The sequence below is a fragment of the Aeromonas sp. XH genome (genome assembly GCF_033348475.1).
GTDB lineage: Bacteria > Pseudomonadota > Gammaproteobacteria > Enterobacterales > Aeromonadaceae > Aeromonas > Aeromonas sanarellii.
The window spans coordinates 2,372,468-2,394,383 of the sequence record NZ_CP137630.1; the positions used below are offsets into that span (position 1 = coordinate 2,372,468).

Consider the following 21,916-nt stretch of genomic DNA (forward strand, 5'->3'; position numbering starts at 1 on the left):
CAAGCATGAGCTAGCCATAGTCCTCCACCCAGATAAACAAAGAGCCGGCAATTGCCGGCTCTTTTTATTCAGCGCGCTCCCATCAGGGATGCTGGATGATCAGGCTGTGCTGATCCAGCAGGGACTGGAGGATCTCGTGGGAGGAGGAGCCGCCGCTCAGGTTCCAGCCGCTGAGATCCACGTCCTTCAGGGTGATCTGCTGGGTGACGTGGCCATCCCCTGCCGGCGACACCGAGAGATTGACGTCTCCCAGGCCACCGCTGCCGGTGGTGACGGAGGCCGACAGGTGATTGAGCAAGCCATCCAGGCTGTTGCCGGTCACCCCCTTGAGCAGGTCCGCCAGATCTATCCTGTCCCCCTCTTCGGGGCGGAAGTCGGTGATGGTGTCGATGGCAGGCTGCGCCGCCGTGCCCTCGTCCCCCTGACCCCACACGAAGAGATCGCTGCCCGCACCGCCGCTCAGGCTATCGTTGCCCTGACCCCCCCGGATCAGGTCGTCTCCCAGACCGCCCAGGATCCGATCACTGCCGGTGGAGCCGAACAACCAGTCCCCCTGATCCGAGCCAACCAGGTCGTGGCCGCTCTGGCTGTGGATGTTGAGGGTCTCCTGGGCCGAGCTCAGGGTGCGTCCCCCCGCACTCGATTCGGCGGTCAGGATCAGGCTGTGCTCCCCGGCCGCCAGGTCTTTCACATAGAGCGGCACCGAGTGATCCATGGGTAGCAACCAGTCGCCGTTGTTGTCGGCATGGCCCATGCTCTGGCCGTGCTCGTCCACCACCTGGGCACCGCCCAGGTTCTGGATCCGAACCGACAGCTCGCCGGTTGCCGGGTTGACCACGCTGGCGCTCAGGTTGAGCGGCACCCAGGCCCCTTGAAGGGCGTGGATGTCGTGGCTCCCGAGGCCGAGCCGCGGCTCATCGGCCTCGGCGGTCACCGTGATGCCCACGGTGGCGGTATCGGTCAGCGCACCGCCCGCCCCCGTGTTGCCCTGATCCGAGGTGGTGATGGTGAGGTTGTCCTCGCCCCAGAAATCCCTGGCCGGCTCGTAGTGCAGATTGCCGTTGAGCAGGCTGTTGAGATCATCGAGCGACCCCACCAGGGTCACCACGTTGGTACCCGCCCCCTGCACCGAGACGGCGCCGGCCGTACCCAGCAGGGTCAGCACCCCGTGCTCCACCCGCAGCACCATGGACATGGGGGCGCTGCCCGCATCCACATCCTTGACGCTGATGCCGGAAAGCGACAGCGAACCGTCCTCCTTCACCGCCATGGCGTCCGGCACCTGGTTGATCGGGGCATCGTTGACCGGTTGCACCTCGATGGGCAGCACGTCGGTGTCGCTCAGGGCGCCGCCACTACCGGTGTTGCCCCTGTCGTTGGTCACCATGGTCAGGGCATCCTGACCATTGAAGTCCCGCTCGCCCTGATAGGTCACCCCGCCCGCGAGCAGGGCATTGATGGCATCCTGGGAACCGCTCAGCACCAGGGTGTTGCTGCCGCTGCCGCTCACCGTCACGCCACTGCCCGCCGCCAGTTCCAGGGTACCGTGCAGCACGGAGAGGGTGACAGAGAGGGGGCTGTTGCCCGCATCCACATCGCTCACCTGCAGCCCGTGAATGGTGAAGGGCTGATCTTCCTGCGCCACCTGGGGCGTCGTTGGCAGCTGGTTGACGGGGGCATCGTTGACCGGTTGTACCAGGATGGGCAGCACGTCGGTGTCGCTCAGGGCGCCGCCACTACCGGTGTTGCCCCTGTCGTTGGTCACCATGGTCAGGGCATCCTGACCATTGAAGTCCCGCTCGCCCTGATAGGTCACCCCGCCCGCGAGCAGGGCATTGAGATCCGCCAGGGTGCCGGTCAGCACCACATCGCCGGTGCCGTTGCCGGTCAGGGTCACGCCGCTGCCTGCCGGCAGGGTCAGGGTGCCGTGCTCCACCGAGAGACGCACCTCCATGATGCCGTTGCCCGCATCCACGTCCTTGACCTGCAGACCCTGGATGACGAAGGGCTCGTCCTCCTGAGCCACCTGGGGCTCCCCGGGCAGCACGTTGACGGGGGCATCGTTCACCGGGCTCACGTCCACCTGGATGCTGCCGTTCACCTCGGGGCCGAGGGCGCCGTTGTCCAGGCTCTGGGCCGTCACCTTGATCGCCATGGCGCCGTTGGCGTCATGAGTCACCAGCTCCACCCCGTCGAGCCTGCCCCCGTCCGTGGTGACTTGCCAGCGGCCGCCACCGAGATCCACCACGGTGCCGCTGACCCCGCTCGGCAAGCGGATTTCTGCACCGTCTGGCACCCCTTCCAGGGTGACGCGCACCTGCTCGGGCCCGTTCTCGTGCACATTGCCGGCGCTGCCGCCGGTGGCATGGGTGTCCCGGGTCTCCACCCCCAGGTGCAGGGTGATCACATCCCCTTCGGTGCCGCTCGCCTGATCCTGCATGTCGGTGATGACCGCATCTCCCACCGGATTGACGGTGACGGTGAAGCCCGCACTGGTTTCAAGGGGCAGGGTCAGCCCCTTGTCCAGGGTGAAGGCGCTCAGGGTCAGATCCACTGTGCCGCTGAAGTCCGCAGGCGGGATCAGGGTCAGCTTGGAGAAGTCGGTGCCAACAGGCACCTGCCACACCCCGCCGCCGTTGTTGACCGCCGGGGCGGACAGGGTGAAGCCATCCGGCACCCCCTTGATCTGCAGCCCGACGATCTGCTCGGAGCCATCGTTGTCGATCAGGCTGGCCCCCAGCCCCCCCAGGCTCACGCTGCCATCTTCCTGGCCCGTGACGTTCTGGACCGTGAGGTTGGCCGGATCGTTGACCGGCAGCACCTCGAAGCTCACGTTGCCGCTCCAGCTCCCCCGATCCGTGCCCGTGGTGGCGGTATCAAGAATATCCACCGTCACCGCCAGCGGCACCTTGCCGCTGAAGTGCTCCTTGGGCACGAACACCAGATCCTTGAGATCCGCCGGGTCGTTCACCGTGAGGGTGGAGACCGGCTGGCCGTTCTTGTCGAGGAAGTGACCATATTGGGGATCCACGGTCACGACCACCCGCTCCACGGTCTCGAGACCGCCATCGGCCACCGAGGGGCTGATGTCAGCGAGCTTGACCGAAAGATCGAGATGAATGTCGGTGTCTTCCAGGTTGTCAGGCTGGCCGTCGCCGTTCACATCCTTCACGTTCAGTTGCAGCTCGGGCAGGCCGTCCGCCCCGCCGTTGATGTCCACCTCCGGGGTGATGGAGAGGGTGACGTCCTTCTCCACCATCTTGGTGTCACCGCTCACGGTGTCGGTGTTGACCAGGCGCACGTTGAAGTGCAGGCCGTCACCGGCATAGTCTTGCGGCAGGGTCAGGGTCAGCTTGTCGAGATCATCGAGGCCGCCCGGCAGCTTGATGAGGTACTCGCCGTTGACGAAGTCGAAGGTGAGCCCCTGCACGTTGACGCCCGGGGGCAGACCTGTGATGACGATGCTGAGCTCGTCGTCGCCGATGTCCGCCGTGCCCAGGGTCACCATGTCCTTGAACTGGCTGCCGAAGTTGACGCCCTGATCCTCCACCCCGGTGATGGGGGCGCTGTTGTCAAAATCGACATCGGCCGCCACCTGGCCCGAGTGGGTCGCAGCATGGAAGTCGGCGCTGGCGGTGATCTCCCGATAGGCCGGGGCGCTCACATCCCCCTCGTTGTTGTCGCCAAGGTCGATCACCCTGGCACTGACCTTGAAGGTGACGGTGCCGGTGAAGCCGTCCGGCGAGCGCAGGGCATAGTTGCCGAGGGCGTCGTGGGGCACGGTCCAGTTGCCCTGACCGTCGTTGACCCCGCCCACCACCACGAAGCCGGGCGGCAGATCGCTGATGACCAGGTAGTCGATGACCTCATCGCTGCTGGGATCCAGATCCTGGAACACGAAGACGCCGTCCAGCGGGATGGCGTGCCCGTCCGGGCTCTCCAGCTGGCCGGTCTGCACCAGGTTGCCATCGGGCTCCACCACCGCCTGGATATCCAGGTGCAGGGTGCCGTCGATCACCTTCTGGGCGGTGGCGCTGGAGTCCACATCCACTTGCGTCACCGTGACATGGCTCTGGAGGGTGGTGTCCCTGTCGCTGTCCTCGGGCCCTTTCACCAGCAGCTGGCCGCCGTTTAACAGGCTGTCGAGCTGGCTCGGGGTCAGATCCACGGCGCCGCCGGCGACCGTCAGCTGGGTATCCACGCCCCCGACCCGGATCCAGACTTCATAACCGGGTTCGATACCGGAGAGGCTGAGGTGCGTCACCTGCTCGGCGCCGTCGGTCAGGTCCGGCTGCCAGTCCAGCACGGTGAACTGATCCTCCAGGCCATGGCTGGTCCTGGCATAGTCGGTGGCGTCGATCGCGGGCTCCACCTTGATGGTGAGGGGCACGTCGAAGCTCTTGTGGTCGCCGTCATTCTCGGTCACCACCACGTGGCCGACCAGGTGCAGATCGGCTGTGCTGTTGGGGGGAGGCTGGATCTGCAGGTTGCCGAGGCTGGAGACATCCACCTGATAGAGAGGATTGCCCTTGCCATCGAGTCCGGCGAAGGTCAGGGTCAGCTCCTTGCCACTGCCGTCGAACACCCTGGCCCCTTCCGGCAGCCCTTCCAGCACCAGGTTGAGGGTTTCCGAGTGATCGAGCGGGGTGTCGGTCCACTCCCCCGAGGTGAGCTTGAAGTCCAGCGGTGCCCGGCCATCCTCCTGGATGGTGATGCTGTAGCCGTTGCCATCCTGGGTCCAGTCGCTGGTATTGAGATCGAAATGGGGTTCGTCCACCACCCCCACCAGATCCACGTGCAGGCTCTGGCTGCCGGTCTCCTTCTCGTTCACCACTGTGTGGGTCTGGCCGTTGGCATCGGTCAGGATGGCGGTGTCCTTCACCACCCCCTTGATGGTGAGATCGAAGTCGACGTTGCTGTTTTTGGGCGGCTGCAGCTTGAGGTCATTGATGCGGTCATAGGGCACCTCGTAGTACCCGTTGGCATCCAGGGTGACCGCCACCCCGCCCAGCAACAGGCTGGCACCGGCGGGCAGGCCGCTGATGCGCACGAACAGACTCTCGGAGCCATCAGTGGTGTCTCCCAGATGGGCGAGCCCTATCTTGCTGCCCAGATCGATCAGGGTGTCTTCCTTGCCCTGGATCTCGCGCACGGTGAGCTTGGCGTCATCCGCCTGCGGGTTGACGTTGATCACCAGATCCAGGGGATCCCCGAGCGCCTTGTTCTGGCCGCTGACCACAGGGCTCTTCTCCGTGCTCACCGGCGTCACAATGAGCCTGATGTCACCGCCGTAGTCCTTGCCGGGCACCACGGTGATCTTGTTGATATCCCCTGCCGTCACCGTGTAGAGGCCGTTGCTGCCCGGATGGAGCACCTTGCCGTTCAGGGTCAGAGAGCCCTCACCGGAGGCCCACTCGATCTGGTAGCTCAGGGTCTCGGAGCCGTCCGTGTCGGTGAGGCTGGCCTTGACGTTGAGGGCGATGCCGCTGCTGTCCTCGTCCGTGCTGTAGTGCTGGTGCGTGCTGCCCGCATCCCACAGGGGTTTGTCGGCGATGCCCTGTACCGTGATGGCGAGATCGCCGGTCACGGCGGGCGGTGGCGTTCCCTCGCTTACCCCGACCTGCAACTGCACCTGGAAGTGCAGCGGCTGCTTGTTGTTGCTCCAGCTGGACCAGTCATCCGCCGGCACGAAGGTGAGACCCTGGGTCCGGTAGTTGACGTTGTCTGCGGTCACCATGGCCGCCGGCGGCACGATGAACCACTTGCCATCAGCCGTGGTGGTGAGGGCCACCCCGTGGTAGTAGAAGGTACCGTGGGCGTTGGCCGGCGCCTGGATCAGCAGTTGATCCACGTGTTCGCCCCGGTCGAAATCGCCGATATCGAGGCGCATGTCGATGGCAATGCCCTGGCTCGGATCCTGGGCTCCCTGATCCTCCTGCCCGGTGACCGCCTTCACGGTGAAGCTCACCGCCTCATCCTGCAGGTGGAGGGTCAGGGTGCTCTCGGCGGTATCGCCGTCGCCGTCCACCAACTGAGCCTTGATGATCTGGTTGAGGCTGGCGGCATCGTGATCGAAGCCTGGCCTCGGCGTGAAGCTGTAGTTGCCGTCCTGCCCTATGGTCAGGGATCCCATCACCTGCTTGCCGTCCGGGCTCATCACATCCAGGGTCAGGCTGCCGTTGATGGCATGCTGCTGGCCGTTCACGGTGACCGAGGCCACTCTGGCGCCGTCGGCCCCCTCGTTGGCGGGGGGCAGCAGATCGCCGCTCACGGCGCTGCCGGTCTCGCTCAGGTGATGGGTCAGATGCGTGCCGATGGGCATGTCATCCTGCACCTTCACCTCCACCGTCACATTGGGGCTGCGATCCCCATCAAAGTCGGTCACGAACAGAGGTATGTCGATACCCAGTTCATCCTTGCCCTGGGCGCCGTGATCGAGCTGGCCCACCAGATGCACACTGTAGCTGCCATTGACGTCGAGATGGATCCAGAACACCGGCTTGCCGCCCTCCGCACTCGCCAGATACCAGCCGGGGCTATGGGCCGCCAGGGTCACGGCCTTGCCACCCGAGCTGAGATGGTTCGCCTGATTGAAGGCCGCCACATCGAGTTCAAGAGAGGCAACACGGTCCGAGCCGGCGCTGATGGTCACCTTGCCACCGGCCGTCTCCCCACTTTCGGTCGGAGTGGTGCCAGGATGCTGGATACTGCTCCCATCCAGATCCGCCTCCTCGACCCGCACGGACTCTATGGCCGAGATCACGGGGTCGGCGGCATCGGTGATCACCGCCGTGGTGCTGCCGGTGATCACCGAGCCATCGCTGTCGGTCACCTTGACCGGCAGGCTCAGGTCGAGCCTGTCGTCGGCCCCGTGATCCAGGTTGGTGTGCACCTTCACCTGATAGTCCAGGGTTGCCTGGGTGTGAGCTTCGATACGCCCCGGCACGCTCGGCAGGGTCACCGTCAGCACCAGGGTACCGCCGGCGGTCACTGCCTGGAAGCCGTGGCCGTTGCTGCCCGCCACCTCCTGCCAGGTCAGGGTCTCACCGTTGTGGGTGATGGCCTTGCCGCTCCCATCCACCACCTGGCCGGAGAGGGTCAGCCGCACGTCCACCACGGGATCGGAGTCCGCGGTGATGGTCAGGCTGCCGGTGGCCTGCTGATCGTCCGCCGTCTGGTTGTTGGCGGCGCCGTCGAAGCGGCCTTCACTGAGCGTCACCCCGGTCAGGGTCAGGGTCGGGGTATCGCCCTCGACGATGCTGACGTTGAGGGTGCCCGTGGTGCTGTCGTTGTTGCCGCTGCCCTTGTCGCTGTCGACGACATTGATCTTGAACGGCAGCTCGGTGGCGTTGCCGCCGCTCTGGTGTACCCCCTGATAGAGGGTCACCTTGTAGTCGAAGCCGTTGCTGGCGGCGTTGTCCAGCTTGCCGCCGAGCTCGACCTCGAGCACCTCGACGCGCACGCCGTTCACTTCCACGTAGCCTTTGAGGATCTGGTTGCCCGGGATGGCGGGATCCCCGTCCACCAGCTCGTATTTCACGCTCTGACCCAGGGCGGTCAGGGCAGGTTGCTCGTTCACGTCCGCAAAGGAGACCTCACTCACCCGATCCGAACCGGCATGGATATCGAAGTGGCCGGTGCCGGTCAGGGGGTTGCTGCCGTCGAGATGGCGCTCATCCAGGCTCACCCCGCTGCCTGCCACGAAGACGGGCGCATTGCCGTCCTTGACAATGAGCGGCAAGTCGGTGGAGACCCTGTCCCCGTCCTTGTCGGTCAGGGTGACGGTGAGCGGCAAATTGAGGGACTCGCTCCCCTGGTGATCCAGCTCACCGCTTAAGACAACTTTGGCGGTGACGCTCCAGTTGCCGTCGGTTTCCACCAGTTCCAGCTCGGCCCGCAGCACCTCGTGGCCGTCGCTACTGGTGCCCACCAGATCCCCGTTGGCATCCAGGGTGAAGGTGACCTTGCTGCCGTGGCTGCTGAACTTGCCATCCAGGCTCTGCTGAATGGCCGCGATATCGAACTTGAGACTATCGGGCGCCAAGGCATCAGCACCGTGGTTGACGGTGAAGCTCATGTGGCTCACCACATCCTTCGCCCCCTGGTTCGCCTCCGTCATCTCGGTGCCGGTCACGGCGCTGATGACCGGATTGGCCCCATCGCCGATGGCCACGGTCAGGGTCGAGGAGACGGTGTCGCCGTCGCTGTCCGTGAAGGTGAAGCCCGCCTTGAGCAGACTGTCGACACTGCCCTGATCCAGCGGCTGGTTCAGGGTAAAGACGTAGTGGCCGTTCTGATCCAGCGTCAACGTGAAGACGTTCTGGCCGTTGACCGTGCCGCTGATGCTGTTGCCGCTGACGCTGATGACCACAGGCGCGCCGCCGCTGGTGAGGCCCTGCAGGCCGGGCTGGCTGGCATCGAAGCCGATATGGACCAGGGGGTCGGCGCCTGCGGTGATATTGAGATCGCCGCTGAGGGTCTGGGCCGCGCTCCAGTCGCTGTCCTCCACCAGGGTGAGGGAGACGGGGTCCACCTGGGGCAAGGCGCCGTCGGTGATATGAATATTGAGGGTGCCAAGGTTGCTCTTGTCCCCGTCAAAGTCGGTGCCCTGTACTTGCAGCCCCAGGTTGACGCTGTTGGTGCTGACCGGTTGATCCAGCACGCCGTCGAGCGCCACCTGATATTTGCCATCCAGCCCCAGGGTCACGGTCAGGATGGGCTTGTTGCCAGCATCCAGCAGGGTGATCCGGTTGCCGTTCACCTCATAGTGGGTCGGCTGGCCGCCGCTGGTGAGGCCATTCAGGCCGGGCTGGTTCGCCTCGAAGTTCAGCGACACCAGGCGATCGCTGCCCACATTGACCGGCAGCTGGCCGTCCAGGATCTGGCTGGCACCGCCCTCTTGCAGGCTGCCGCCGGCGTCGAGGTCAAGATGAGGATCGGCGGCATCGGTGATCACCGCCGTGGTACTGCCGGTGATCACCGAGCCATCGCTGTCGGTCACCTTGACCGGCAGGATCAGGTCGAGCCTGTCGTCGGCCCCGTGATCCAGGTTGGTATGTACCTTCACCTGGTAGTCGAGCGTCGCCTGGGTGTGGGCTTCGATGCGGCCCGGTACGCTCGGCAGGGTCACCGTCAGCACCAGGGTGCCGCTGGCAGTCACTGCCTGGAAGCCGTGGCCGTTGCTGCCCGCCACCTCTTGCCAGGTGAGGGTCTCGCCGTTGTGGGTGATGGGGTTGCCGCTCCCATCCATCACCTGGCCGGAGAGGGTCAGCCGCACGTCCACCACGGGATCGGAGTCCGCCGTGATGGTCAGGGTGCCGGTGGCCTGCTGATCATCGCCGGTCTGGTTGTTGGCGGCGCCGTCGAAGCGGCCTTCACTGAGCGTCACCCCGGTCAGGGTGAGGGTCGGGGTATCGCCCTCGACGATGCTGACGTTGAGGGTGCCCGTGGTGCTGTCGTTGTTGCCGCTGCCCTTGTCGCTGTCGACGACACTGATCTTGAACGGCAGCTCGGTGGCGTTGCCGTCGCTCTGGTGTACCCCCTGATAGAGGGTCACCTTGTAGTCGAAGCCGTTGCTGGCGGCGTTGTCCAGCTTGCCCACCAGTTCGACCTGAAGCACCTCGACGCGCACGCCGTTCACTTCCACGTAGCCCTTCAGGATCTGGTTGCCCGGGATGGCGGGATCCCCGTCCACCAGCTCGTATTTCACGCTCTGACCCAGGGCGGTCAGGGCCGGCTGCTCGCTGATGTCGGCAAACGACACCTCGCTCACCCGATCCGAGCCCGCGTCAATCTGGAAGTGGCCTGTGCCGGTCAGGGGGTTGCTGCCGTCGAGATGGCGCTCATCCAGGCTCACCCCGCTGCCTGCCACGAAGACGGGCGCATTGCCGTCCTTGACGATGAGCGGCAAGTCGGTGGAGACCCTGTCCCCGTCCTTGTCGGTCAGGGTTACGGTGAGCGGCAAATTGAGGGACTCGCTCCCCTGGTGATCCAGCTCACCGCTTAAGACAACTTTGGCGGTGACGCTCCAGTTGCCGTTGCTCTCCACCAGGCTCAGCTCGGCCCGCAGCACCTCGTGGCCGTCGCTACTGGTGCCCACCAGATCCCCGTTGGCATCCAGGGTGAAGGTGACCTTGCTGCCGTGGCTGCTGTATTTGCCGTCCAGGCTGCTTTGAATGGCGCCGATATCGAACTTCAGACTGCTCCCATCGAGCGCATCAGAGCCGTGGCTCACGGTGAAGCTCATATGGCTGACCTGAGCCCCCGCCCCCTGATCACCCTCGGTCATCTCGGTGCCGGTCACGGCGCTGATCACCGGGTTGGCGCCATCGCCGATGGCCACGGTCAGGGTCGAGGAGACGCTGTCGCCGTCGCTGTCCGTGAGGGTGAAGCCCGCCTTGAGCAGACTGTCGACACTGCCCTGATCCAGCGGCTGGTTCAGGGTAAAGACGTAGTGGCCCTGCTGATCAAGTGTGAGGGTAAAGACATTCTGGCCGTTGACCATGCCGCTGATGCTGTTGCCGCTGACGCTGATGACCACAGGCGCGCCGCCGCTGGTGAGGCCCTGCAGGCCGGGCTGGCTGGCATCGAAGCCGATATGGACCAGGGGATCGGCACCAGCGGTGATGGCCAGATCCCCGCTGAGGGTCTGGGCCGCGCTCCAGTCGCTATCCTCCACCAGGGTGAGGGAAACCGGGTCCACCTGGGGCAAGGCGCCGTCGGTGATATGGATATTGAGGGTGCCGAGGTTGCTCTTGTCCCCGTCAAAGTCGGTGCCCTGCACCTGCAGCCCCAGGTTGACGCTGTTGGTGCTGACCGGTTGATCCAGCACACCATCGAGCGCCACTTGGTATTTGCCATCCAGCCCCAGGGTCACGGTCAGGATGGGCTTGTTCCCCGCATCCAACAGGATGATCCGGTTGCCGTTCACCTCATAGTGGGTCGGCTGGCCGCCGCTGGTGAGGCCATTCAGACCGGGCTGATTGGCCTCGAAGTTCAGCGACACCAGGCGATCGCTGCCCACATTGACCGGCAGTTGGCCGTCCAGGATCTGGCTGGCACCGCCCTCTTGCAGGCTGCCGCCGGCGTCGAGGCCGAGGCCGGGATCGATGCCATCATCGATGGCGATCTGAAGGTCGGCGCGGGTCTCGTCCCCGTCGATCTCCCTGGCGGAGACGGTGAGCCCCAGAGAAAGCCGGTCGCTGCCCTGATGATCCAGGGGCCCGCTGAGGGAAACGGTGACCTTGCCCTGGATGTCGCTGCCGGATTGGCTGGCGCCGAGTTCTGCCCTGATCACCTCGATCCGACTGCCTTGATCATCGAGGTAATACCCGGTGAGCAGGCGATCACTGCCGAACTCGAAGCTCAGCACATGGCCGTCGCTGGCAAGACCGCTGCCGTTGAGACGAGCAAGGGTCGCGGCCTGGTCGGCGAAGGCGACCGAGTCCGCCAGCAGGGGATCGGACTGGTGCCCGATCAGGAACGGGCTCTGCCCCACCACGGCATCTGTGTTATCAAAGCCATTCTCTATGAGGGTGACGGGGGCTATGGTGAAGTCCGGCGGCGTGCTGTCCACCAGGTTGACGTTGAGGTTGGCGTGCACCAGATCCCCGTCGCTGTCGCGGTACTCCAGGGCAAAGGGCAGGCTCAGGCTATCCTGGCCGTGATCCAGGCTCTGGTGCCAGACGATGCGATAGCTGCCGTCATTGGCCAGGGTCAGGGTGAAGACGATCACGCCCCCTGCACTGGCGGTCAGGGTCTGACCGCTTGTCTGGTAGGCGAGCGCCGTCCCGTGGCTGGTCAAGCCGAGCTGCTCGAGGGCGCTCTGATCGGCGCCGAAGCTCACCTGCAGGTTGCCATCTAGCCCGGCCCCGGTGTGCAGGGAGCCGGTGGCGCTCACCGGCCCCTCGGCCAAGTCCGCCTCAGACAGGGTCAGGGTATCGCTCTGGCCGATGAGGGGGGCCCCGTCGATCACCCGGTTGCCCGCCAGATCCGTCACCTCGGCGCGCACCTCGTAGGGGCCCTGGATGCTGGAGAGATCAAGGCCGCCCAGCAGCCAGCGGCCGTCACTGCCCACCAGGGCGGTGCCGCTGAAGAGGGTCTGACCATTCTGGCCGATGAGGGTGATGGTGACGCTCTGACCCGCTTCCACCTGGGTGGTGGTGCCGCTCAGGGTGACGCTGTCGTGACCCAGGATGCTGCCGGTGTCGAGATCGTCGATGTCGATGGCGGCCCGGGTATCGACGGTGACGGTCAGGGTGTTGCTGGCCCGGTTGCCGGCGATGTCCACCGAGTCGACCCGAAAATCATAGGCGCCATCCGCCATGTCGCTCGGGATCTGGTATTGCCAGTTGCCGTTGCCATCGACGACGAGCACCGCCAGCACGCTGCCGCCGAGACTCAGGGTGACGGTGGCACCCGGTTCCCCCTTGCCCTGCAGCAACGGAGTGGTGTCCTTAGTCAGGTCGTCCACCTGGCTGGCGCCGGTGTCGCTCTCATCCGCCAGATCCAGCGTGATGGTGGTGATGGTGTCGAGCAGGGTCTGGCCGGTGTCGCTGGCCTTGTTGCCGGCCGCGTCCTGGGTATCGGCCTGGATCGTCAGCGGACCATCCACCAGCTTGCCGGTGACGTCGCCGAAGTTTGCCTCCCAGACAAAGCCGGGCAGCACCACTGTGGTGGTGGTCAGGCGATTGCCCTCCTGATCGATCAGGGTGACGGTCACCGTCTGGCCGACTTCCACATCCTCGACGAAGCCGCGAATGATGACGCCGGTCGCCTCGTCGGCGTTGATGATGTTGTCGGCGGTCTGGGGCTCCGTGATGGTGATGGCCGCCAGCAGATCCTGATCTTCCGAATAGCGCAGTTCGTCGCCTGGCAGTGCCCCCTGATGGTCGGTGTCAAAGCCCGCCTCGGCCAGGGTCGCATCATTGATGCGATCCACCACCACGAAGCCGCCGGCACTGGAGCCGGCCACACCGTCAACCGTGCCGGCCGCCGCGTTACCGGCTGCGGTCTCCTCAAACAGCGCGGTCGGGTCGGCCCCCTGACGGATGGCCTCCTGGAGGCTCGCCAGCTCGGCAGGCAATGCCGCCTCAGGCTGGGGGGGCTCGGGGCGCTGGTCAACCGCGTCCGCCAACTCCACCTGCCCGTCGGATCCGGTCAGCAGCCGCATGCCCGGCTCCAGTTGCATGCCAGGGGCGGCAGGGCGCTGGGCGCCATCGGCATCCATCACAAACACGGCGCCCTCCACCTTGGCAATAAGAGTCGGTTTATCGATTCGCAGCTCGGCCATATATCCTCCAACGGGTAAACACAGGCTTCCCAGGACATGAAGCCTAAGGGACGCCACCGTGACAGGCGGACATTTTACCGCCAAACACCCCATACAACCCTTCAGCATTTTCGAAAATATCGAAAGCAAATGCCGCAAACCTTCCTATTTAATTAAATTAAACGCTGCAAACCCCGATATTCACCAAAATAAAGACCTGTTTTCTCCTGCGGAGGGAAAGGATGGCCCTTCTGGCTCCCTCTGGCGCGACAGCTTCTGACACGCACCGCCCTCGCCTCCAGGGTGCGCTATTTCAGCAGGCTGAGCATCTCGTCCTCTCCCCTGTCGACATAAAATGAATATTTACTCAATACAGACCTGTCTAGACCAGGGGGGCCGCCCATCTCCCGCCTCCCCCCGGCACCTCCTCCTACCTGACGCCACTCCCTTGCCATCCCCCCTGACGAAGGAAAAAGGTGGGACTAACCATCGGATGGATTTCAATAATTCAACCTGGATCCCACTTTTGGGATCCTCCCCCCCTGCCAATTGATCTAGCGCAACTCCCGGGGGGATAAATGATTATCCATTTTACCCATTTGGTATTATCTCCGGGAGCAATTGCATAAACAGCACTTTCTATGCAGCCATAACAATTAATCGGCCTGCCATGCCCGTCGATGATGAGCACAGATGTCCGCAGCTAGATGGAACGGTCAGGCCCGACATGGACTTTTTTATCTGGGAGTGATGACCGTGGGTTCATATGACAAAGCTTGCAGACAGGGCCTCGCCGCTCTGCTGCTGACCGCCCTGCTCGGTGCCGGCACTCTGGCGCAGGCAGAGGAGGCCGCCCCCGAGGGCAAGGTAGAGGCGCGCAGCGAGCTGTTCGCCAAGGATCACGCCGATCAGTTCACCAGCTGGAAAGGCACCAGCGAGAGCCGCGAACGCACCGACGCCCTGGCGGAAGATCCGCAGATGGTGGTGCTCTGGGCCGGCTACCCCTTCTCCAAGGATTACAACAAGCCGCGCGGCCACTTCTATGCGCTGACCGACGTGCGGGAAACCCTGCGTACCGGCGCCCCCAAGACCGCCGAAGACGGTCCGCTGCCCATGGCCTGCTGGAGCTGCAAAGGCCCGGACGTGGCCCGCGTCATCGACGAGAAGGGTGAGGATGGCTACTTCAAGGGGATGTGGGCAAAAGGCGGCCCCGAGATCGTCAACACCATCGGCTGCGCCGACTGCCACGACACCGCCTCGAAAGAGTTCAAGGAAGGCAAACCTGCCCTGCACCTCTCCCGTCCCTATGCCGACCGCGCCATGACCGCCATCCACAAGCCGTTCAAGGAGCAGGGGCGCTTCGATCAGCAGTCCCAGGTGTGCGGCCAGTGCCACGTGGAGTACTACTTCAGCGGCCCCACCAAGGCGGTGAAATTCCCCTGGGACAAGGGCACCACAGTGGAGCAGATGGAGCAGTATTACGATGAAATAGGCTTTGCCGACTGGACCCATGCCCTCTCCAGGACCCCCATGCTCAAAGCCCAGCACCCCGAGTACGAGACCTGGCGCGCCGGCATTCACGGCCAGAACAACGTCGCCTGTGTCGACTGCCACATGCCCAAGGTGCAGAACGAACAGGGCAAGGTCTACACGGATCACAAGGTGGGCAACCCCTTCGATCGCTTCGATCAGACCTGCCGCAACTGCCACACCCAGAGCAAGGAGATGCTGCAGGGGGTGGTCAAGCAGCGCAAGGATGCCATTCACGATCTCAAGCTCAGAGTCGAGAAGCAGCTGGTGCACGCCCACTTCGAGGCCAAGGCCGCCTGGGATGCCGGTGCCACCGAGGCCGAAATGAAGGACATTCTGCAGGACATCCGTCACGCCCAATGGCGCTGGGACTTCTCCATCGCCTCCCACGGGGTGCAGATGCACGCCCCGGAAGTGGCGCTGCGCATGCTGGGAACCGCCCTGGACAAGGCCGCCGATGCCCGCACCAAGCTGGCACGCCTGCTGGCCGCCAAGGGGATCAGCCACGAGATCGCCATTCCTGACATCTCCAGCAAGGAGAAGGCCCAGGCCGCTCTTGGCATGGACATGAAGCAGATGAACAGCGACAAGGCCCAGTTCCTCAAGACCACAGTCCCCGCCTGGGATGCCGAGGCCAAAGCGGCCGGACGGCTCGCACAATGACGAGGCATGCGGGCCCGCAGTGTCGGGCCCGCAGCCGGATGGAGGCTTCCTATGGGTGATTTAACGATGGATTTCTTACGACTGATGCTGATGGCAGCCATGCTGCTGACCAGCCTGCAGGGCCAGGCCGCCGATGCGGCAACCGCCCCGGCACCGACTACACATGAAGTGGAATTTCTGCGCAGTGCCGACAAGGCCTGCACCGACTGCCACAAGGAGCAGGTCGAAGGGATGCACGGCAAGCACGGCCAGGCGACCAACCCCAACAACCTGGCGCCGGTCACCTGCACCAACTGCCATGGTCAGCCCTCCCCTCAGCACAGGGAAGGGGTCAAGGACGTGATGCGCTTTAGCGACAGCTTCAATGACAAGCAAAGCGCCCTGGCAGACAAGCAAAGCGCCTTGGCAGAAAAGCAGAGCACCGAGAGCTACCCCATCGCCGAGCAGAACGGGGTCTGCATGAGCTGTCACGAGCCCAAAGTGCTGCGCGAGGCGCTCTGGGCCCACGACGTGCACGCCACCAGGCTCACCTGCACCAGCTGCCACCAGCTGCACCCGGCCAAGGAGCCCATGGCGGCTATTCCGGAGAAGTCCCGCATCAAGCTCTGCGTCGACTGCCACAGCAAGCAGCATCAGGCCAAGGCAGCCAACCAGACTGCCAGCCTGGGCAAGGAGGCGCCATGAGCTGCTCTCGCCGTGACTTTATGGCGGGCATGGGCGCAGGGGCCCTTATCATGATGACGGGGCCGACTCGCGCCCTTGCCACCCCCCTCACCCACAGCCAGACCATCGACGGGGTCCGCTATGGCATGATCCACGACGAGACGGCCTGCATCGGCTGTACCGCCTGCATGGATGCCTGCCGGGAGGTGAATCAGGTGCCGGAGGGGGTCTCGCGCCTCGAGATCATTCGCTCCGGCCCCATCGGCACCTTCCCCGATGCCGAGTACCACTTCTTTCGCAAGTCCTGCCAGCACTGCGACAACGCCCCCTGCGTGCACGTCTGCCCGACCGGTGCCTCCCATATCCGCACCGAGGATGGCATCGTCGACGTCAACCCGGATCTCTGCGTTGGCTGCATGTATTGCCTCGCCGCCTGCCCCTATCAGGTGCGCTTTATCAACCCTGTGACCAAGGTTGCCGATAAGTGCGACTTTTGCCGCAAGACCAACCTGGCGGCGGGCAAGGAGCCGGCATGCGTGGAATCCTGCCCCACCAAGGCGCTGGTGTTCGGCAATCTGGATGACCCGGACAGCCCCATCGCCCAACGGCTGGTGAAGGAGACCACCTATCGCTACAAGCAGGCACTCGGCACCTCGCCCAAGATGTACCGCGTGCCCAAAGGGGAGATAACGTCATGACCATGCAAGCAGCATTTCACTTTACTTCCCTTCTCTGGGGATTTGCCGCAGTGACAGAGGGAGGAATGAACCATGTGGCATGACGCATTTCACTTCCCCTCTCTGGTGTGGGACTGGCCGATCGCGATCTACCTGTTCCTGCTCGGTATCTCCGCCGGGGCCACCACCCTGTCGGTGCTGCTGCGCCGCAAGGGGGCCGGCAGCGAGAGCGGCATCATCAAGGCGACGGCCATTCTGGCGCCGGTGAGCGTGGTGCTGGGGTTACTGATCCTTATCTTCCACCTGGCCCGCCCCTGGACCTTCTGGAAGCTGATGTTCCACTACCAGTTCGACTCCGTGATGTCCATGGGGGTCATGCTGTTTCAGGTCTACATGGCAGTGCTGTTCGCCTGGCTGGCGGTGGTGTTTCGCTCCGAGATCGAGACATTGCGCAGTCACCTGCTGCAAGAGAAGTTCGCCTTTGTGGATAGCCTGATCGCTTGGCTTGCCCGTATCGAGCGGCTGCTGGCGCCGCTCTTGCTGCTGCTTGCCGTGCTGCTGGGGGTCTACACCGGCTTTCTGTTGTCGGCGCTCAAGACCTATCCGCTCTTGAACAACCCTGTGTTGCCGGTGCTGTTCCTCATCTCCGGCGTCAGCTCCGGCATCGCCTCCACCATCTTGCTGGCGGTCACCCTGTTCAGGGAGAACCATCACAGCCAGGGGGTGAGCTTCGTGCACCGCTTCGAGCGGCCGGTGCTGGCGGTAGAGGTGTTGCTGCTGGTCTGCTTCTTTACCGGCCTCTACTTCGGTGGCGGCCAGAAGGAGGCAGCCATGTGGGCCGCCATCGGCAGCGGCTTCTGGGCTCAGGTGTTCTGGCTCGGGGTAGTGGGCATCGGCATGCTGCTGCCCCAGTTGCTGGCCCTGCTGGCCCCCGCGCCGCTGCGGGCCAAAAACGGCTATCTGGTGCTGGTCTGCAGCCTGACCCTAGTGGGGATCCTGCTGCTGCGCTACTTCGTGCTTTATGCCGGCCAGATGACGGTAGTTTAAAAACCGGTTCACGCTCCTGTTGCGAGGCCGTCATCAAGGCTCATGTGCTGCTCGGAATCCTCATGTATTAACATACACTCCGGTTCCTGCGCTGCTCTTTACCTTGCTGACGACCTCTCACGACGGATCGTGAATCGGTTATTGAAAGCTGGGGATAAGCGCCAGCCGCCCTTCGGGAGACTGGCGCTTATTTGTTGCGATGAGTTGTTGCGATTGGTTGTTGCCAGAAATGTGGATGTTATCCCCCAGCGCCGGTACGGTGCAGACGCTGCGGCATAACATAGACGAATGATTGACTGGAGGTTGTGTGCTGGCGGAGCTCGGCTATCTCTCACTGTTGCTGGCGACCGGGCTTGCCCTGCTGCAAGGCACCCTGCCCTGGCTGGGATTGCGGCTCGCCTCACGCCTGCTGCTGGGCTGCGCAGCACCGCTGGCCCTCCTGGTCGCGCTCCTGCTCGGGGCCGCTCTGCTGCTGCTCGCCAGCTGTTTTGGCCAGGATGACTTCACCCTGGTCTATGTGGCCCAGCACGCCAACAGCGCCCTACCCCTTGGCTTCAAGCTGGCGGCCGTGTGGGGCGGCCACGAGGGCTCCATGCTGTTCTTCGTCTTTGCGCTGGGGCTGTGGGGCGCCCTGGTTGCCCTTTGCTCCAGGCGGGTCGATCCGCTGATCACAACCCGGGTATTGGCCATCATGGGGCTGATCGTCGGGCTGTTCGGCCTCTATACCCTGATCTTCTCCAGCCCGTTTGACCGCCAGTTCCCGGGGCCGCTGGAGGGGCGCGATCTCAACCCCATGCTGCAGGATATCGGCCTCATCATCCACCCGCCCCTGCTATATCTCGGTTACGTCGGCTTTGCGGTCAACTTCGCCTTCGCCATGGCGGCGCTGCACTCGGGTCGGCTCGATGGCGCCGTGGCCCACTGGAGCCGCCCCTGGGCGCTCGGCTCCTGGGTGTTTCTCACCGCCGGCATTGTGCTGGGCTCCTGGTGGGCCTACTACGAGCTCGGCTGGGGCGGCTGGTGGTTCTGGGATCCGGTAGAAAACGCCTCCCTCTTGCCCTGGCTGCTCGGCACCGCCCTGCTGCACGCCCTGGTGGTGTGCGAGAAGCGCGGCGCTTACGGCCACGGCGTGCTGCTGCTCTCCATCTTCACCTTCGCCCTGAGCCTGCTCGGCACCTTCGTGGTGCGCTCCGGGGTGCTCACCTCGGTGCACGCCTTTGCGGTGGATCCCAATCGCGGCCTCACCCTCTTGTTGCTGCTCGGCCTGCTATTGACTGGCGCCCTCACCCTGTTTGCCCTGCGGGCCGATACCCGCGCCCCCTACGCCCGCTTCGGCTTACTGTCAAAAGAGGGACTCTTGGGCGCCGCCATCCTGCTGCTCTGCGTGGCCTGCGCCTGCGTGCTGCTCGGCACCTTCTACCCCATGGTCTTCCAGTCGCTGCATCTGGGCTCGCTCTCGGTGGGCGCCCCCTATTTCAATACCCTCTTCGTGCCGCTGGCCCTCTGCCTGATGACGCTGATGACCCAGCTGCCGCGCCTGCGCTGGCAGCAGCTTGCGGCACATTCCCGACTCAACGCGCTGTTACCGCCGCTGTTTGGCCTGCTTGGCGGCGGGCTGCTTAGCCTTGCTTATCTGGAACAGGGATCGTTTTCCGGTAGCTGGATTGGCATCCTCGCCAATATGGTGAGCCTCTGGCTGGTGGCCAGCCTGCTGCTCCCGCTCTTGCAACTGACGTCGCTGCGTGAACTCACCCTCAATCGGTTCGGCAGCCTGCTGGCCCACCTCGGGGTGGCGGTGTGCGCCCTTGGCATCGCGCAGGTGAGTCACCACAGTCAGGAGGGGGGCACTGTGCTAACTGCCAACCAGCCCTACCAGCTCGGTGCGTTCGAATTTCGCTATGAGGGACGCGAGCCGGTGATCGGCCCCAACTATACCGCAGAGCGGATCACGCTTAGCGTGCACAAGAACGATAAAGAGGTGGCACAGCTGACGCCTGAGCGGCGCCACTACAGCGTGCGCACCATGAACATGAACGAGCCGGGCATCGCGTGGGGAATGCTCGGCGATCTCTACGTGGTGCTGGGTGAGAAGATGGGGCCAGATGCCTATGCCATGCGGCTGCACTACAAGCCGCTGGTGCGCTGGATCTGGTTCGGCGGCCTGTTGATGATGGCGGGCGGCACCCTGCGCCTGCTCGCCCGCCGCCCCTTGCTTGCCTCCCGTTCCGTTGCGGTTGGCACCTCCCATCCCCGGCTCGAACAGGAGGCGTTATGAGATCCCGCCTGCGCCTCTTTCTTCCACTGCTGCTGACCCTGAGCCTCGGCATCCTGCTCTGGCTCGGCCTTGGCAACAATCCCTACAGCCAGGATGAGGCAACGCTCGGACGTACCCTGCCTGCGTGGCAGAGCGACAATCTGCTGGATGGGAGTCGGATCCAGACCGCCAGCCTCAAGGGCGAACCCTTTGTCCTTAACGTCTGGGCCAGCTGGTGCCCCAACTGCCGCGCCGAGCATCCGCTGCTCAGCGAGCTCGCTGCCACAGTGCCCCTCTACGGTCTCAACTACCGGGACAAGGGGGATGCCGCCCGCGCCTGGCTTATCCAGGCGGGCAACCCCTATCGCGCTGTGCTGGCCGACCCTGACGGCAAACTGGCCCTTGAGCTCGGCGTCTACGGCACGCCGGAAACCTATCTGTTTGATGCCGATGGTGCCCTGCTCGCCCGCCATACCGGCGAGCTTACCAAAGGGATCTGGCAACGCCAGTTTGCCCCCCTGCTCGACAAGGCGCGAGCGGATGCGCAAATGAAAGCCGCCACTACTGCACCAGCTATTGCGCCATCTATTGCAACATCAGCTCGGGAGACACAGCCATGATGCGCCGTTCTCTTGCCTGCACCCTGCTGGCCCTCGGCATGCTGCTGAGTGCAACTGCATATTCCAGCGGGGTCGATACCTATCAGTTTCGCCATCCAGAGCTGCAGACCCGCGCTCAGGAAGTGGCCCGCGCCCTGCGTTGCCCCCAGTGCCAGAACCAGAACCTGGTGGAGTCCAACTCCCCCATCGCCCGGGATCTGCGGCTCGAGGTCTACCGCTGGGTGGACGAGGGGCAGAGCGATGAGCAGGTGATCGCCCGCATGACGGAGCGCTTCGGCGATTTCGTGCGCTACGATCCCCCCTTCAAGCGCAGCACGGCGCTGCTGTGGGGCGGCCCCGCCCTCTTGCTGTTGCTGGCCCTCAATCGCCTGCGCAGGAGCCTGCATCGCCGGCAACCGGCGCGGGTGCCACTTATCGGCGACAGAGCCGAGGGGATGCTCGCCCACGACCCCAGGGCCGAGCTGAACCGGCTGATCATGGCCGAGCAGCAGGCGGGGCTTGCTCCCCACAGCCGCCTCTACCGGGAGCTGGAGCTGGCCCGCCTCGCCAACGCCACCCCAATCGCCGAGCAGGCCCTGCGCGACCGGCTGGCAAGGGAGCCCTCTGCCAGCGCGCTGCCCTGGCTGCAGTCATGGATACTCATTGGGACCCTGCTGCTGGCTCTGATGGCCGGCATTTATGCCGGCAGCGGCCGCTATCAGGCGTGGCAGGCTTATCAGTCGCGCCCCGATCCGCTGGCAGGATTGAGCCCGCGGGATCTGCAGGACAAGGCGCTGGGCGCCCTGCACCAGCGCCTGCAAGTCAACCCCGCCGATCTCGACGGCTGGGCGGCGCTCGGCCAGTTGTATCTGTATCGGGACGAGTACGACAACGCCCTGCTCGCCTACCAGCGCCTCGCCCTGCAGGAAGGGGGTGCCAGCGCCGCGACCCAGGCCGCCCAGGCCACCGTGCTCTACTACCAGGCGGGCCAGCAGCTGACCCCGGAGGCCAAGCGCCTGCTCGATAGTGCGCTCAAGCAGGACAAGGGTGAGGTGAGCGCCCTGATGCTGCTCGCCTCCGATCACTTCCTGCACGGCCGCTACTCCCGGGCCATCACCCTCTGGCAGCAGTTGCTGGACGAGGAGCGCCCCCGCATCAACCGTGCCGCGCTGATCGAGGCGATCCATACAGCCCGCATGATGGGGGGCTGACT

The 21,916-nt window shown here is 64.5% G+C and carries 9 protein-coding genes; 8 read left to right on the forward strand and 1 reads right to left on the reverse strand.

Annotated elements, in window-relative coordinates:
- Positions 1 to 82: 82 nt before the first annotated feature.
- The gene (locus R2B70_RS11020) at positions 83 to 13,291 is read right to left on the reverse strand and encodes a retention module-containing protein (RefSeq protein ID WP_318161469.1); all 13,209 of its coding nucleotides are present in this window, start codon (positions 13,289 to 13,291) and stop codon (positions 83 to 85) included.
- Positions 13,292 to 13,349: 58 nt separating this feature from the next.
- Here R2B70_RS11020 and R2B70_RS11025 point away from each other — a divergent pair, with 58 nt between their 5' ends.
- From R2B70_RS11025 to nrfF, 8 genes are all read left to right on the forward strand, one after another.
- Entirely contained in the window at positions 13,350 to 13,550 is a 201-nt protein-coding gene (locus tag R2B70_RS11025; RefSeq protein ID WP_216990367.1) for a hypothetical protein, read from the forward strand.
- 470 nt (positions 13,551 to 14,020) lie between these two features.
- Positions 14,021 to 15,463 carry an ammonia-forming nitrite reductase cytochrome c552 subunit gene (nrfA, locus tag R2B70_RS11030; RefSeq protein WP_318161470.1) on the forward strand — a complete coding sequence of 481 codons (1,443 nt, stop codon included), beginning with the start codon at positions 14,021 to 14,023 and terminating at the stop codon, positions 15,461 to 15,463.
- A gap of 51 nt (positions 15,464 to 15,514) precedes the next feature.
- Positions 15,515 to 16,147: a cytochrome c nitrite reductase pentaheme subunit gene (nrfB, locus tag R2B70_RS11035; protein ID WP_318161471.1), complete on the forward strand. Its 633-nt coding sequence runs from the start codon at positions 15,515 to 15,517 to the stop codon at positions 16,145 to 16,147.
- The gene (gene nrfC / locus R2B70_RS11040) at positions 16,144 to 16,824 is read left to right on the forward strand and encodes a cytochrome c nitrite reductase Fe-S protein (RefSeq protein WP_318161472.1); all 681 of its coding nucleotides are present in this window, start codon (positions 16,144 to 16,146) and stop codon (positions 16,822 to 16,824) included. Before nrfB ends, nrfC begins: the two co-directional genes overlap by 4 nt.
- A gap of 72 nt (positions 16,825 to 16,896) precedes the next feature.
- Positions 16,897 to 17,850, forward strand: a complete 954-nt coding sequence (nrfD, locus tag R2B70_RS11045; RefSeq protein WP_318161473.1) for a cytochrome c nitrite reductase subunit NrfD — start codon at positions 16,897 to 16,899, stop codon at positions 17,848 to 17,850.
- 307 nt (positions 17,851 to 18,157) lie between these two features.
- Positions 18,158 to 20,125, forward strand: coding sequence for a heme lyase NrfEFG subunit NrfE (gene nrfE / locus R2B70_RS11050; RefSeq protein WP_318161474.1), 1,968 nt, complete (start codon positions 18,158 to 18,160; stop codon positions 20,123 to 20,125).
- Positions 20,122 to 20,724, forward strand: coding sequence for a DsbE family thiol:disulfide interchange protein (locus tag R2B70_RS11055; protein ID WP_318161475.1), 603 nt, complete (start codon positions 20,122 to 20,124; stop codon positions 20,722 to 20,724). Before nrfE ends, R2B70_RS11055 begins: the two co-directional genes overlap by 4 nt.
- Positions 20,721 to 21,914 (forward strand): heme lyase NrfEFG subunit NrfF, encoded by a 1,194-nt coding sequence (nrfF, locus tag R2B70_RS11060; protein WP_318161476.1) that lies wholly within the window; start codon positions 20,721 to 20,723, stop codon positions 21,912 to 21,914. Before R2B70_RS11055 ends, nrfF begins: the two co-directional genes overlap by 4 nt.
- The last annotated feature ends 2 nt before the right edge of the window (positions 21,915 to 21,916 follow it).

What these genes read in the sequence shown, in the direction of transcription:
- nrfD (WP_318161473.1), top strand. Translation starts at nt 16,897, where the DNA reads ATGTGGCATGACGCATTTCACTTCCCCTCTCTGGTGTGGGACTGGCCG.
- nrfC (WP_318161472.1), top strand. Translation starts at nt 16,144, where the DNA reads ATGAGCTGCTCTCGCCGTGACTTTATGGCGGGCATGGGCGCAGGGGCC.
- nrfF (WP_318161476.1), top strand. Translation starts at nt 20,721, where the DNA reads ATGATGCGCCGTTCTCTTGCCTGCACCCTGCTGGCCCTCGGCATGCTG.
- R2B70_RS11055 (WP_318161475.1), top strand. Translation starts at nt 20,122, where the DNA reads ATGAGATCCCGCCTGCGCCTCTTTCTTCCACTGCTGCTGACCCTGAGC.
- R2B70_RS11020 (WP_318161469.1), bottom strand. Translation starts at nt 13,291, where the DNA reads ATGGCCGAGCTGCGAATCGATAAACCGACTCTTATTGCCAAGGTGGAG.
- nrfA (WP_318161470.1), top strand. Translation starts at nt 14,021, where the DNA reads ATGACCGTGGGTTCATATGACAAAGCTTGCAGACAGGGCCTCGCCGCT.
- nrfB (WP_318161471.1), top strand. Translation starts at nt 15,515, where the DNA reads ATGGGTGATTTAACGATGGATTTCTTACGACTGATGCTGATGGCAGCC.